The following is a 14,247-nucleotide window of genomic DNA, read 5'->3' on the forward strand; positions in this document are numbered from 1 at the left end:
GTCATGACGACGCCTCGCCCCGTCCTGGTGGTTGACTACGGTGCCCAGTACGCCCAGCTGATCGCCCGTCGGGTGCGGGAGGCGCGGGTCTACTCCGAGATCGTGCCGCACTCCATGCCGGTCGAGGAGATGATGCGCAAGAACCCGGCCGCGATCATCCTGTCCGGCGGCCCGTCCAGCGTGTACGAGCAGGGCGCGCCGCAGGTCGACGCCGGTCTGTTCGAGCAGGGCGTGCCGGTGTTCGGCATCTGCTACGGCTTCCAGGCGATGGCCGCGGCGCTGGGCGGCACGGTCAGCCACACCGGCCTGCGCGAGTTCGGCGGCACCGTGGTCGACGCGCAGCCCGAGGCGGGCGTGCTGTTCGCCGGGCTGCCCGCGCGGCAGGACGTGTGGATGAGCCACGGCGACTGCGTCAGCGCCGCCCCGGCCGGCTTCACCGTCACCGCCGCCTCGGCGGGCGCGCCGGTGGCCGCGTTCGAGGACGTCAGCCGCGGTTTCGCCGGGGTGCAGTTCCACCCGGAGGTCGCGCACACCCCGTACGGCCAGCGCCTGCTGGAGAAGTTCCTGCACGAGGTCGCCGGCATCGAGCCGACGTGGACCATGGGCAACGTCATCGACGACCAGGTGGCCGCGATCCGCGCCCAGGTCGGCGATGCCGAGGTGATCTGCGGCCTGTCCGGCGGCGTCGACTCGGCGGTGGCCGCGGCGCTCGTGCACAAGGCCGTCGGCGACCAGCTGACCTGTGTCTTCGTCGACCACGGCCTGCTGCGCGCGGGCGAGGCCGAGCAGGTCGAGCGGGACTACGTCGCCGCGACCGGCATCAAGCTCAAGGTCGTCGACGCGACCGAGCGCTTCCTGACCGCGCTGGCCGGGGTCACCGACCCGGAGGCCAAGCGCAAGATCATCGGCCGGGAGTTCATCCGGGTCTTCGAGGCGGCGGCCCGCGAGATCGCCACCGCGGGCGACGTGCGCTTCCTGGTCCAGGGCACGCTCTACCCCGACGTGGTGGAGTCCGGCGGCGGCACCGGCACCGCCAACATCAAGAGCCACCACAACGTGGGCGGCCTGCCCGACGACCTCAAGTTCGACCTGGTCGAGCCGCTGCGCATGCTGTTCAAGGACGAGGTGCGGGCACTGGGCGCGAGCCTGGGCCTGCCCGAGGAGATGGTCTGGCGGCACCCGTTCCCGGGTCCGGGCCTGGCCATCCGCATCATCGGCGAGGTCAACCAGCACAACCTCGACATCCTGCGCGCCGCCGACCTGATCGCCCGCCAGGAACTCACCGCGTCGGGGCTGGACCGCGACGTGTGGCAGTTCCCGGTGGTGCTGCTGGCCGACGTGCGCTCGGTCGGTGTGCAGGGCGACGGCCGCACCTACGGCCACCCGGTGGTGCTGCGCCCGGTCTCCAGCGAGGACGCGATGACCGCCGACTGGTCGCGCCTGCCGTACGACCTCATCGCCCGGATCTCGACCCGGATCACCAACGAGGTGCGGGAGGTCAACCGGGTCACCCTGGACGTGACGAGCAAGCCGCCGGGCACCATCGAATGGGAGTGAATCCCGCTATCTGCTGATCGAGGCCTCGCCCCTACCGGGTGGGGCCTTTGATCACTTCTGGGGTAGGCCGAACGGCCGGTGCAAACCATCGCATAGTGGTGGAAACATGATCGTAAAATCGGACATCTTGTCGTGATCTTCTCGCCGGGGGAGAATGGTTTCTCGTGACCACCGCGCTGGAGCCGTTGCGGCGGATCGCCGCCTACGCCGTCATCACCAACGAGGCCGACCAGGTCCTTCTGGTCCGGGCCTCCATGCAGTCCGGTACGCCGGGCGTGTGGTCCCTGCCTGGCGGGGCAGTGGACCACGGCGAGCATCCCAATGACACCGTCGTCAGGGAGACCGCCGCAGAGACCGGGTTGAGCGTGGCCGTGACCGGGCTGCGCGACGTCCTTGCCGACATCCGGGCGCTGCCGCACCGTGGCGTCACCATCCACACCGACCGAGTGATCTACGCGGCCCGGGTCCGCGGCGGCGCGCTGCGGGAGCGCGTCGACCAGCCCACCGACCTGGTGCGCTGGCTCAGCCCCGACGAGGCGGCGAAACTGCCGCTGCGGCCCTTCACAGCGGGCGCGCTGGGCATCACCGAGGCGGCGATCGACCTGCTGCCCGACGAGGTGCCCGACTTCCCGTCCTTCTTCGCCGCACCGGGCCCGGACGGGCTGCACCGCGCGCAGCGCTTCGCGGCGTACGCCGTGGTCACCGACCGCCTGCAGCGGGTGCTGCTGACCCGGATCGCGGCCAACTATCCCGGCGCGGGCAAGTGGCACCTGCCCGGCGGCGGCACCGACTACGGCGAGCAGCCCGGCGTCGCCCTGATCCGCGAGCTGATCGAGGAGACGGGCCAGCGCGGCCGGCTCGGCGAGCTGCTCGGGGTGGCCAGCCACCGCGACCCGGCCTCGCTGGGTCCGGAGGGCTACCCCATCGACTGGCACGGCGTGCGGGCCTTCTACCGGGTCCGCGTCGACCGGGCCACCAAGCCCAAGGTGTACGACATCGGCGGCTCGACCGCCGAGGCCCGCTGGGTCACCAAGGACGAGCTGGGCGAACTCGGCCCGGAGGACGTCACCGAGGTCACCGCCGAGGCGCTGAAGGCAGCCCTGCTGGATCACCGGGCGGGCTGACCGACCGTGCCGTGGGCGCCCGATAGCCTGTCGTGGTGAGCGAGCGCAGCGAGCGAATCATGATGCTTGGTCATGCCGCCGACGAGCGCCGGCGAGGAGAAGGCATGCAGAAGCGGCGGCGCATCGGGGCCTACGGCATAGCGCACGACGAGCAGGGCCGGCTGCTGCTGGTCCGCTCGTCGGCCAGGTCCAACTTTCCGGGCGTGTGGTTCCTGCCCGGTGGCGGCCTGGAGCACGGCGAGGACCCGGCGGCGGCCGTGGTCCGCGAGTTCCGTGAGGAGACAGGGCTGACCGCCCGGATCGCGGGCCTGCGCGAGGTGACCTCTGACCTGGTCGAGTTCCCGTGGCGCGGGGTGCTGCTGCACCACGACCGGATCATCTACGACATGACCGTCACCGGCGGTGAGCTGACCGTGGAGACCGACGGCACCTCCGACCTGCCCGCCTGGATCGAGCCCGCACGGCTGGGCGCGCTGGACCTGATCCCGTTCGCCGCCCGCACGCTGGGGCTGGAAGCCACCGGCCCGGCCAGCGGGCAGCGCCCCGCGTCCCCCGATGAGGCGGGGGAGATGGGGCCGGACGGCCGCGACCTCGGCGGCGCACGCAAGGTCGCCCGCTTCGGGGCGTACGGCGTGGTCACCGACCCGGCCGGCCGGGTGCTGCTGTCGCTGATCGCGGAGAACTACCCGGGCGCGGGCAAGTGGCACCTGCCCGGCGGCGGCACCGACTTCGGCGAGACCCCGGCCATCGGCCTGGTCCGCGAGGTCTTCGAGGAGTCGGGGCAGGTCGGCGAGGTGACCGAGCTGATCCGGGTGAACTCGACGCACAACCCCGCCGCGATGGGCCCCGAGGGCGAGCCCTACGACTGGTACGTCGTGCGCGCCGTGTACCGGGTGGTGGTGCCGGAGCCCACAGTGCCGTCCGTCACCGAGGCGGTCGGCGGGTCCACCGCGCAGGCCCGCTGGTTCACCACCGCTGAGCTGGTCGATATTCCGCTGACCGAGTCGGCACACCGAGAATTGCGACATATTTCCTGATTGCCGCTGTCGGGTAGACTCGGACGCTGACAAGACGAACAGCCCCCGGAGCGCTGCTGCCCTCCGGCGGGCCGATTGCCCCCGTCAGCAGGGACGGCGCGTGAAGATCGCGCCGGGTATCGCCAAGGCACACGGACGTGTGCGATGGTGTAGGCCGCAAAAGCCGGTCGGTCCGCTGAGGCGGCGGAAAGGAACCGAAACCGGTATGGAGGGACGACACGTGCCGAGAGCCTTATGGCGTCGGCGTCGCTTGACGGACAGCCCGCGCCCTGCGGGCCGCCAGTGGACCGGCCGCTTGCGTGCCGGTGGCTCCTTCGCCCGGCAGATGCTGCTGGTGCCGGTGGGCCGCCTGCGCAAGGCTGATCACTCCGTTGCGACGAGCACCGCGCTGCCTGGCCTTGACCCGGTCGAACTGCGCGCCATCGAGCAGGCCGCCACGGCCGAGCCGGTGGAGCAGCCGACCCCGACGACGATCCCGCTGCTGCCGGGCGAGCGCACGCTCGACCGCCGCATCAAGTTCGCCCTGGTACAGGCCTGCACGCTGAGCAGCCTGCTGCTCGGCATGACCGCGATCTTCCTCGCGATCCTCGGCCGGCCCGACGGCCGCGCGCCCATGTACGGCGCGCTGTGCCTGCTGGCCTGCATCACCTTCGACGGCCTCGACGGCGCCCTGGCCCGCAAGTTCGGCGTGGCCAGCCCGTTCGGCGTGCAGATGGACTCGCTGGGCGACATGACGTCGTTCGGCATCGCCGCGCCCGTGGTCGTGTTCGCCACGCTGCGGGGCTCCGTGCCCACGCCGGTGCTGATCGCGGCCTGCGCCATGGTCGCCTGCTGCGCGGCGGTCCGGCTGGCCCGGTTCAACGTCTCGCCGAAGGACGGCCGCTTCTTCTGCGGCGTGCCGACCACCATGGCGGCGACCGTGCTGGCGGTGACCGTGCTGCTGAAGACCACGATGGGCAGCGCGCTGCCGGCCGGGGCGATGGTGTTCGGGGTGGTGCTGCTGGCCATCGCGATGGTCTCCAGCTTCCCGTACGCCAAGCTCGCGAAGGTGGTCAAGCTGCCGCCGACGCTGTTCCTGCTGCCGCTGGTCGGCCTGGTCTGGAACACGCAGGTCACCTTCGGCCTGCTGGTGCTGGTCTACCTGCTCAGCGGCCCGGTCATCTGGGCCCGGCAGCGCCGGACAGCCGCCCGCATCGCCTGACCATAGGATCCACAGAGCGCCACCCCGGTCCACTGGGGTGGCGCTTCTTGTGCCTCCACCCCGGCCGCTTCGCGCCTTGCGCGCCCCGCAGGGCGCTCGGCGGGGGCGCTCCGCCTTTAATAGACCTTGGCCTATCTGGTTGAGTTTGATCTCTTTTTTCTCATCCAGATAGGCCAACGTCTATTAAAAAACGGACCGGGGCCCGCGCCGCGAACGGCAGGGGCCCCGGTCCGGGAGGGTGGACGGGTCAGCGCAGGCGGGCGATGACCGTGGAGCCGCCCGAGACGCGGTCGCCGGGGGCGACCAGGGCCTCGGCCTTGTCGGCGGGCAGGTAGACGTCGGTGCGCGAGCCGAAGCGGATCAGGCCGAACCGCTCGCCCTTGGCCAGCAGCGCGCCGATCGGGGCCCGCTGCACGATGCGCCGGGCGATCAGGCCGGTCCGCTGGGCGACCACGACCCGGTTGCGGTCGGGCGTCTCCAGCACGGTGTACGCGGCCACGTTGTGCTCCGCCTCCGGCTTCATGGCGTTGGCGTACCCGCCGTCCTCGACGAAGTAGTCGACGACCTTGCCGGCCACCGGGGCCCGGTTGACGTGCACGTCGAACACGGACAGGAACACCGCGATGCGCAGGAACTCCTCGTCGGCGAAGCGCTCGTCGTAGATGTGCTCCACGCTGAGGACCCGGCCGTCGGCCGAGGCGACGACCGCGCTCGGGTCGGCGGGCACCTCGCGCTCGGGGTCGCGGAAGAAGGCGGCCACGGGGGCGGCCAGCAGCGCCGGGAGCACCCACGCCTTCGACTTCGGCCGGGTGGCCTTGAGGAACGCGGCCGCGCCCAGCGCGATGCCGGCCGCCGCGACGCCGTTGGAGTCGATGTTCATGGTGCCGTAGAGCGGCACGCTGGACGGGCGGAAGGCCGGGCCCAGCTTGGCAGCCACGGCCGGGTCGACGTCGGTGAAGCGCAGGCGGTGCACGCGTACCGGCGGGGTGTTGCGCAGCACCAGGTCGGAGCCGACGCCCTGACGGGCCGCGATGCGGTCGAGCTCGTCGGTCGCGCCACCGGACAGGCCGGGCAGCGCCACCGCGGCGATGATCAGCAGACCGCCCTCGGCGACGTACTTGCTCAGCTGCTCGACGGTGTTGCGCGCCTCCTCACCGGAGCCGACCACGGGCTCGGCGACGATGACCAGCTCGGCGGCCTCGGCGGCGGCGAGGTCGTCGACGACCTTGACCCGCTCGGCCAGGAAGCTGCCCAGGGTGGCCAGGTGGCCCGCGACGCTCGCGTCGGCCGCGACCACGGTGAGCTTGTCGCCGGGCAGCAGCGCGTCCAGCGCCTCGGCCAGCACCAGCGAGTCCGCGGACGCGCCGACCAGCAGGGCCGTCTTGGGGCCGGCGTGGCGGGCCAGTTCGGTGGTCAGGGTGCGGGCGGCGCGGTCGCCGATGCGGATCTGGCCGAGCGGGCCCAGCGCCGGTGTGCCGGGACGATCGGTCGGGTGTTGGCTCATGCCCGCTCCTCGCTGCGCTCGTCGCGTGCCCGAGCTGACCTGTGCTCCACGATTCGCTCGCTGCGCTCGCTCATCTGAGGTTGCTCCTCGTCGTCGTCGACCGGTGGTTCACCGGTCAGCATAGAGCGCCCCCCACCGCGGGCTCGCGCGGTGAGGGGCGCTTGGTGAGGTCGGTGCTCAGTCGGCGCGCTCGGGCTCCGGCTCGGCGGCGGCCGCGGCCGCCTCCGGGGCGGGCTCGACCGCGGCCGGGTCGCCGCCCCGCCGGGGTGACAGCGCCCCGAGCACGGCCAGCACCCCCAGGATGATCAGGCCACCGGCGATGAACCAGCCCAGCGAGGGCAGCTCCACGTCGGTCACCTCGCCGACCAGGAAGGCGCCCGCCACGAGCAGGAAGACGAGACCGAAGAACAGCGAGACCGAATCGGTGCGGTGGTTCTTCACCGGATCACCTCCGCGTGACCGAGATTGACGTCGAGTTCGAGGTGCAGCTTGCCGGGGCCCGGCTTGCCGTCGTCGCCGAGGCTGGTCTGGGTGTCGCGCTGCCCGGCCCCGCTGATGCTGCGGCCGAAGACGTCGGCGTCGGCGAGGTTGACCCGGGTGACGACGGTGACGTCGACGTCCGGCGGCACGATGACCTTGAGGCCGCCGCCGGTGATCTGCGCGGTCACCTGGACCTCCTGGCCGGTCAGGTCGAGCCCGGTCAGGTCGAGGGTGGCCTCGCCGAAGCGGTGCTCGTACCGGTCGTGCAGCTCCTCCATGGAGGTCGGCATCCAGGTCACGCTGCCGGCCTGGGTGCGCTCCCGGCTCCAGTCACCGGTCGCGGCGACCATCGGCAGCACCAGGGCGAGCACGATGCCGATCAGGATGTAGCCGCGGGCCCGGCCGAACCAGGCGCCGATGACCAGTCCGAGGCCGACCACGCCCAGCGCGGCGGCGACGTAGGTGCTGCCCGGCATCGAGATGCCCGCCATGTCGGCCATGGCCAGGCCGCCGAGCACGACCATGGCCAGCCCGAAGATCAGCCGACCGAGCCGGGACGGCTCCCGCTTCACCTTGGGCGCCTTAAGCGGAGGCGGCGGGGGCGGCGGGCCCGCGGGGGCGTACGGGCCGTGCGGGGCGAACGGCGGCCGGTAGCCGGTGGGCTCCACCGGCGGCACGGGCACGGTCACCGCGGTGGGCATCGGCGCGGCGGCCGGCACGGTGACCGGTGCTGCCGCGTAGTCCGGGGGCAGGTAGGTCGCGCCGGGCCGGCTGCGTGGCGGCTGGCCGCCGGCCGTGTTGCGGCTCACCACGAGCGCGGCGATGACCAGCCCGATCGCGGCGATGACGGCGACCTCGAAACTGTTGGTCACCGCACCGATCATGATCACCGTGAGTACGCCGATCACCAGCGTCAGCGTGGACGAAGTGCCCGAGTAGCCGCGGCCGAACAGCGCCTCGACCGGCGAGGAGCTGTCGCCCTCGGCCGGGGTGAGCAGCCAGGCCGCCAGGTAGATGACGATGCCCACGCCGAAGACGGAGAGCACGCCGATCAGCACCCGCCACAGCAGCGGGTCGGTCTTGGTGGCGCGGCCCAGCGCGCCGCACACGCCGGCCAGGTAGCGGCCGTGGCGCGGCCGGATCAGGCCGTACGGCGCCGCCCAGGAGACGTAGGGGGACGACTCGCCCGGGGGAGGGGGTGGAGCCTGTGCCGCGGGCGGGGCCTCCGCGGAGGGCGCCGCGCCGGGGGGCGTCGGGGTCTCATCGCTCATGCTGTCGATAGTCCCGCTGAGCAGGCCTGACCTGCCTCAGGCGGCGACCCTGAGCGGACCCTGAGAATGTGCGGCGGCCCATCTCCGGGGCCTCACCCGTGGGCGATGGCGTCCACCTCGTGAAACCATCGACCCTGTGCAGCCCTCCGTGCCCGAGTCCCCCCGCCTGACCCGCTCCCGCTCCGACCGCCTGGTCGCCGGGGTGGCCGGGGGCATCGCCGCGAACGTACGGCTGTCACCGACGCTGATCCGGATCGCCTTCGTCCTGCTGCTGCCCATCAACGGCCTCGGCGCGCTCCTCTATGCCGCCTTCTGGGCCGTGCTGCCGGCCGGGCCGGGGGAGACCCGTCCCCGCTCGCTGTGGCGGCTGGCCCCCTTCGTGCTGGCCGGGCTGGCGCTGATGACGGTCAGCACGCTGATCAACCACAACGGCGGGATCGGGATGACCGTCGGCTGGCTGGTGGCTCTGGTCGCCGTCGGCGCGGGCATCATCTGGCACCAGAGCGACCCGGACCGCCGCCAGCGCTGGTCCGACGAGTCGCCGTCGGCCCCCTGGCTGGCCGCCCTCTCCGACGGGGACCGCCGGATCTACCTGCTGCGCTTCCTGGCCGGCGGGGTGCTGGTCGCGGTGGGCATCCTCGGCCTGGTCTTCCTCTACTCCCCGGTCGCCAACGTCTCCTGGGCCGACATGTGGCGGGCGATCGCGTTCGCGCTGGTCGCACTCGCCGGCGTCGGCCTCGTGGCGGCGCCGGTGCTGTGGCGCACGCTGACCGCGCTGCGCGCCGAGCGCGAGGGCCGTATCCGCGAGCAGGAACGCGCCGAGCTCGCCGCGATGGTGCACGACCAGGTGCTGCACACGCTGGCGCTGATCCAGCGCAACGCGGCCGATCCGGCGGCCGTGCAGCGCATCGCCCGGGGCCAGGAGCGCAGCCTGCGCAACTGGCTCTACCAGCCCACCGGCTCACCGACCGAGCATTTCGCCGCGGCGCTCCAGCAGGCCGCCGCGGAGGTGGAGGACACCTACGGCATCGCCGTGGAGGCGGTGGTGGTCGGTGACCGCCTGGTGGACGACAAGGTGTCCGCGATCGTCGCCGCGGCGCGCGAGGCGCTGGTCAACGCGGCCCGCCATGCCAAGGTCAAGACCGTGTCGTTGTACGCCGAGGCGGAGCCGACCATGCTGAGCGTGTTCGTCCGCGACCGCGGCACCGGTTTCGACCTCAACGGTGTCGAGGAGCGGCGGCACGGCGTCCGTGGTTCGATCATCGGGCGCATGTCGCGGCACGGCGGCCACGCGGAGATTCGCAGCGAGGTCGGCGAGGGCACCGAGGTCAGGCTGACCATGACGGTCACCTCGCCGAAGGAGCCGAAGGAGACACCGGCATGAGCGGGCGACGGCACACACGGCAGACATCGGGCATGAGTGGACGGACCGGGAAAATCATGTTGCACGGTTCGGCTCAGGCACGTGACGAGCGCAGCGAGGAGCGGGCATGAGCGAGGACGTGGGCGGGCAGCGGTTGCGGGTGTTCCTGGTCGACGACCACGGGATGTTCCGGGCGGGCGTGCGGGCCGAGCTGGGGGGCCACGTCGACGTGGTCGGCGAGGCGGCGACGGTGGCCCAGGCCGTGTCGATGATCGGCTCGGTGGTCCCGGACGTGGTGCTGCTGGACGTGCACATGCCGGACGGCGGCGGCCGCGCGGTGCTCGACGCGGTGCGCAAGACCCAGCCGCAGGTGCGCTTCCTGGCGCTGTCGGTCTCCGACGCGGCCGAGGACGTGATCGGCCTGATCCGGGCGGGCGCGCGCGGCTACGTCACCAAGACGATCTCCCCGGACGACCTGGTGGACGCGATCCGGCGAGTGGCCGACGGGGACGCGGTCTTCTCACCCCGGCTGGCCGGATTCGTGCTGGACGCCTTCGCCGCGCGGCCGGACGCGCCGGTGGCCGACCCGGAGCTGGACCAGCTGACCAACCGGGAACGCGAGGTGCTGCGGCTGCTGGCGCGGGGGTACGCGTACAAGGAGATCGCCAAGGAGCTGTTCATCTCCATCAAGACGGTGGAGACCCACGTCTCCAATGTGCTCCGCAAGCTGCAGATGTCCAACAGATATGAATTGTCGCGTTGGGCCGCAGATCGACGCCTCGTGTGACTCTCGGTATCGCCCACAGGCTGGGATGCCAGTTACCATCGTGTTTCGTTCCTCGATCAACTTCATGATCAAACGGTGCTATATCCGCTGGTCAAAAAGCTACGTCGAGATGTGAAGGATTTCTTGACGGGATATCGGCGTCGTCCCGTCTCGGTAACGGGTTGGTATCAGGCCCTTCCGGCGCGTGCACACGGGGTGCGAAAGTGTGGCCACCTCACACCCCCTCGTGAGCGCCTGAGGAGGCACACGCATGCGTGGGATTACCCCATGGAAGGTGACAGTCGGTCTGACCGCTGTCGCCCTGGCCGCAGCTGGTTGCACCAGCACGCCTGAGCCGGAAGCACCCAAGAACGACGGCTCGTTCATCATCAGCTGGAGCGAGCCCCAGAACCCGCTGGTGCCGGCCGGTACCTCGGAGACCCAGGGCGGCGTGGTCATCGACGCGCTCTTCACCGGTCTGACGAACTACGCGGCTGCCGACGCCAAGACCGAGATGGCGAACGCCGAGTCGATCACCTCCGCTGACGGCGGCACGACCTGGACCGTCAAGCTCAAGTCGGGCTGGAAGTGGCACGACGGCACGCCGGTCACCGCGAAGAACTACGTGGACGCGTGGAACTACGCGGCGTACTCGCCGAACGGTCTGATCAACGGCACGTTCTTCGGTGACATCAAGGGCTACAGCGACGTTGTCAGCGAGGACCCGGACGGTCCGGACAAGCCTCAGGTGGCCCCGAAGCCGGCCAAGGACAAGCTCGACGGTCTGAAGGTCGTCGACGACAACACGTTCGAGGTGACCCTGGGCGGCCCGTCGAACCTGTGGCCGATCAAGGTCGGTTACTCGGCGTTCATGCCGCTGCCGGACGTGTTCTTCAAGGACCCGGCTGCCTTCGGCCAGAAGCCGATCGGCAACGGCCCCTTCAAGCTCGACTCGTGGACCAAGAACGTCGAGCTGAAGGTCACCCGTAACGACGACTACCAGGGCACCGACAAGCCGAAGGTGAAGGACGTCGTCTTCCGCGTCTACACCGACGACGCCGCCGCCTACGAGGACGTCAAGAACGGCACCATCGACTTCCAGCAGCAGGTTCCGTCGGCCAAGCTGGTCGGCGACCTGTACAAGACGGACTTCGGCGCGGACCGCTCGAGCAACAAGCCGGTCTCGTCGTCGGCCTTCATCGCGCTGCCGACCTGGCTGCCGGGTTACAACGACCCGAAGGTGCGCCAGGCGATCTCGATGGCGATCGACCGCAAGCTGATCGTCGAGAAGATCTTCAACAACACGCGCATCCCGATGAACGGCTGGGTCAACCCGAACATGGCCGGTTACAAGGACGGCTCGTGTGGCGAGTTCTGCACCTTCGACGCCGCCAAGGCCAAGGCGCTGTACGACTCGGCGACCACCAAGCCGAAGGAGATCTCGATCGCCTACAACGGTGACGCCTCGCACAAGCCGTGGGTCGACGCCGTCTGTAACAGCATCGCGACCGCCCTGTCGGTGACCTGCACCGGCAAGCCGTTCCCGACCTTCGGCGAGTTCCGGACCCTGGTCACCACCCAGAAGATGACGGGCATGTCCCGCGCCGGCTGGCAGGCTGACTACCCGCACATCGAGAACTGGCTGAACCCGCTGCTCAAGACGGGTGCCTCGTCCAACGACGGCAAGTTCTCGGACGCGGCGTTCGACGCCAAGCTGAAGGAGGCCGACGGCACTGCCGACCTTGCGGCCGCCGAGAAGCTGTACCAGGACGCCGAGGCGATGCTGCCGGCTCTCATGCCGACCATCCCGCTGTGGCACTCGTCGCAGCAGACCGTGTGGTCCGCGAAGCTCGCGACCGTCACCATCAACACCTTTGGCGAGCTGGACCTGGCCACCGTCACGGTCAAGTGAGCTAGGCACCGGATATGAACCGGCGTGCCGTGCCCGCGAGGGCCCGACACGCCGGCGGGTCCGACCCCAGGTGACGCGGCGGGTGACCGCCGTGGCATGTGGGGTCGGCCCTATCTCGGCGAGGCTCAGTGAGGAGTAGTCATGGGGCGATATGCCCTCCGCCGTTTGCTGCAGGCGATCCCTGTCTTCATCGGCACCACCTTTCTCATCTGGTTCCTGGTGTGGGGACTACCAGGTGATCCTTTTGCGGGACGCTGTGGCGAACGGCAGTGCCCGCCCGCGTACGTCCAGTTCATGACCGACAAGTTCGGCCTGGACGACCCGCTGCCTGTGCAGTACCTGAACTACCTGACCAACCTGCTACGCGGCGAGTTCGGCCAGACCTTCAACGGCACCGAGATCGGCGACCTGCTGGCGCAGGCCTTCCCCGTCTCGATCAAGCTCGCGCTGGTGGCCGTCGCCGCCGAGGCGCTGATCGGCATCACCGCCGGCGTGCTCACCGGCCTGCGCCGGGGCAGCTTCATCGACAACCTGGTGCTGGTGTCGACCCTGGTCCTGATCGCAACGCCGATCTTCGTGATCGGCCTCGTGGCCCGCTACTCCCTGGGGCTGGCGTCGGTGTCGCCGGAGGCGCCCCTGGTGGAGCTGATCATCCCGGGTCTCATCCTGGGCAGCGGCTCGCTGGCGTACATCACTCGGTTGACCCGGGTGAACCTGGTGGAGAACCGGCGTGCCGACTACGTGCGGACCGCGGTTGCCAAGGGCCTGGCCCCCAGCCGTGTCACGGGTGTGCACCTGCTGCGCAACTCGATGATCCCGGTCGTCACCTGGCTCGGCCTCGACCTCGGCTCGCTCATGGGCGGCGCCATCGTCACCGAGGGCATCTTCAACATCCGCGGCATCGGCGGGCTGCTGTTCGACTCCATCAACCGCAGGCAGTCCGGCGTCGTGGTGTCGATCGTGGCGATCCTGGTGCTCGTCTACCTCATCGTCAACCTGATCGTCGACCTTCTGTACGGGGTCTTGGACCCGAGGATCCGCTATGAGTAGCCCGGAAGTGGCCACGCCCACGGCCGAGGCCGCCCCGATGCCGGTGACCCCGGCGGTCGTGGAGTCGGCCCCCAAAAAGGACAAGCCGCGCAGCCTGTGGACGGACGCCTGGTACGAGCTGCGGCGCAAGCCGCTGTTCGTGATCTCCGCGATCATGATCACGATCTTCGTGCTGATGGCCGCGTTCCCGTCGCTGTTCAGCTCCGTCGATCCGCAGGCGGCCGACCTCAACAGGAGCCTGACCCCGCCCGACTTCGGCAGCTGGTTCCAGTTCGGCAAGCAGGGCCAGTTCGGGTTCGACCTGCAGGGCAAGGACATCTACGCCCGGACGATCTACGGCGCCCGCGCCTCGATCGTGGTGGGCCTGTCGGCGGTCCTCGGTAACATGCTGCTGGGCGGGACCTTCGGCATCCTGAGCGGCTACCTGGGCGGCTGGACGGACACGCTGCTGGCGCGGTTCGGCGACATCTTCCTCGGCCTGCCGTTCGTGCTCGGCGCGCTGGTCATCCTGTCGACCTTCGCCCCGGTGCAGGACAGCCCGAGCGCGCTCCGCATCACCAGCCTGGTGATCATGACGTTCATCGCGCTGGGCTGGCCGTCGTTCGCCCGCATCATGCGGGCGGCGGTGCTGTCCACCAAGCAGCTCGACTACGTGCATGCCGCGCAGGCGCTGGGCGCCCGGCCGGGCCGGGTCATCTTCCGGCACGTCCTGCCCAACGCCATCGCTCCGATGGTGGTCGTCGGCACGATCACGCTCGGCGGGTACATCGGCGCGGAGGCGACGCTGTCCTTCCTCGGCGTCGGCCTGCGGGAGCCGGTCGTCTCCTGGGGCATCATGATCGGCGACGGCCGCAACTACATGGAGACCGCGCCCTACATCATGGCGTTCCCCGCCGCGTTCCTCGCCATCGCGGTGCTCAGCTTCGTCATGCTCGGCGACGCCGTGCGCGACGCACTCGACCCGAAGCTGCGCTAGGAGGCG

Annotated in this window: 12 protein-coding genes; 9 read left to right on the forward strand and 3 right to left on the reverse strand. The window is 70.5% G+C overall.

Going from position 1 to position 14,247, the window contains the following annotated elements:
- Positions 1-3: 3 nt before the first annotated feature.
- From guaA to F9C41_RS36545, 4 genes are all read left to right on the forward strand, one after another.
- Entirely contained in the window at positions 4-1,557 is a 1,554-nt protein-coding gene (gene guaA / locus F9C41_RS36530) for a glutamine-hydrolyzing GMP synthase (RefSeq protein ID WP_155391424.1), read from the forward strand.
- 164 nt (positions 1,558-1,721) lie between these two features.
- Positions 1,722-2,681 carry an NUDIX hydrolase gene (locus F9C41_RS36535; protein WP_155391425.1) on the forward strand — a complete coding sequence of 320 codons (960 nt, stop codon included), beginning with the start codon at positions 1,722-1,724 and terminating at the stop codon, positions 2,679-2,681.
- A gap of 104 nt (positions 2,682-2,785) precedes the next feature.
- Entirely contained in the window at positions 2,786-3,718 is a 933-nt protein-coding gene (locus F9C41_RS36540; protein WP_155391426.1) for an NUDIX hydrolase, read from the forward strand.
- Positions 3,719-4,013: 295 nt separating this feature from the next.
- Complete coding sequence (locus F9C41_RS36545) at positions 4,014-4,919, forward strand: CDP-alcohol phosphatidyltransferase family protein (protein WP_230690275.1); 906 nt, start codon at positions 4,014-4,016, stop codon at positions 4,917-4,919.
- A gap of 247 nt (positions 4,920-5,166) precedes the next feature.
- On the opposite strand, the gene F9C41_RS36550 is transcribed toward F9C41_RS36545, so the two are convergent.
- The 3 genes from F9C41_RS36550 to F9C41_RS36560 all read right to left on the reverse strand — a co-directional run bounded on the left by F9C41_RS36550 (position 5,167) and on the right by F9C41_RS36560 (position 8,174).
- The gene (locus F9C41_RS36550) at positions 5,167-6,423 is read right to left on the reverse strand and encodes a phosphatidylserine decarboxylase (protein ID WP_155391428.1); all 1,257 of its coding nucleotides are present in this window, start codon (positions 6,421-6,423) and stop codon (positions 5,167-5,169) included.
- Positions 6,424-6,600: 177 nt separating this feature from the next.
- Positions 6,601-6,864, reverse strand: coding sequence for a hypothetical protein (locus tag F9C41_RS36555; RefSeq protein WP_155391429.1), 264 nt, complete (start codon positions 6,862-6,864; stop codon positions 6,601-6,603).
- A complete protein-coding gene (locus F9C41_RS36560; RefSeq protein ID WP_155391430.1) occupies positions 6,861-8,174 on the reverse strand; it encodes a PspC domain-containing protein in 1,314 nt (437 codons plus the stop codon). Before F9C41_RS36560 ends, F9C41_RS36555 begins: the two co-directional genes overlap by 4 nt.
- A 148-nt stretch (positions 8,175-8,322) precedes the next feature.
- Between F9C41_RS36560 and F9C41_RS36565 the strand changes: the two genes are divergently transcribed.
- The 5 genes from F9C41_RS36565 to F9C41_RS36585 all read left to right on the forward strand — a co-directional run bounded on the left by F9C41_RS36565 (position 8,323) and on the right by F9C41_RS36585 (position 14,241).
- Complete coding sequence (locus F9C41_RS36565; protein ID WP_155391431.1) at positions 8,323-9,558, forward strand: ATP-binding protein; 1,236 nt, start codon at positions 8,323-8,325, stop codon at positions 9,556-9,558.
- Positions 9,559-9,664: 106 nt separating this feature from the next.
- Entirely contained in the window at positions 9,665-10,324 is a 660-nt protein-coding gene (locus F9C41_RS36570; protein WP_155391432.1) for a response regulator, read from the forward strand.
- Between the two features lie 274 nt (positions 10,325-10,598).
- Positions 10,599-12,215 carry a peptide ABC transporter substrate-binding protein gene (locus tag F9C41_RS36575; protein ID WP_196280103.1) on the forward strand — a complete coding sequence of 539 codons (1,617 nt, stop codon included), beginning with the start codon at positions 10,599-10,601 and terminating at the stop codon, positions 12,213-12,215.
- A gap of 141 nt (positions 12,216-12,356) precedes the next feature.
- Entirely contained in the window at positions 12,357-13,265 is a 909-nt protein-coding gene (locus tag F9C41_RS36580; RefSeq protein ID WP_155391434.1) for an ABC transporter permease, read from the forward strand.
- Positions 13,258-14,241 carry an ABC transporter permease gene (locus tag F9C41_RS36585; RefSeq protein ID WP_230690276.1) on the forward strand — a complete coding sequence of 328 codons (984 nt, stop codon included), beginning with the start codon at positions 13,258-13,260 and terminating at the stop codon, positions 14,239-14,241. Before F9C41_RS36580 ends, F9C41_RS36585 begins: the two co-directional genes overlap by 8 nt.
- Positions 14,242-14,247: the final 6 nt, after the last annotated feature.

The sequence above is a fragment of the Catellatospora paridis genome (assembly GCF_009720365.1).
GTDB classification, from domain to species: Bacteria; Actinomycetota; Actinomycetes; order Mycobacteriales; family Micromonosporaceae; genus Catellatospora; species Catellatospora paridis.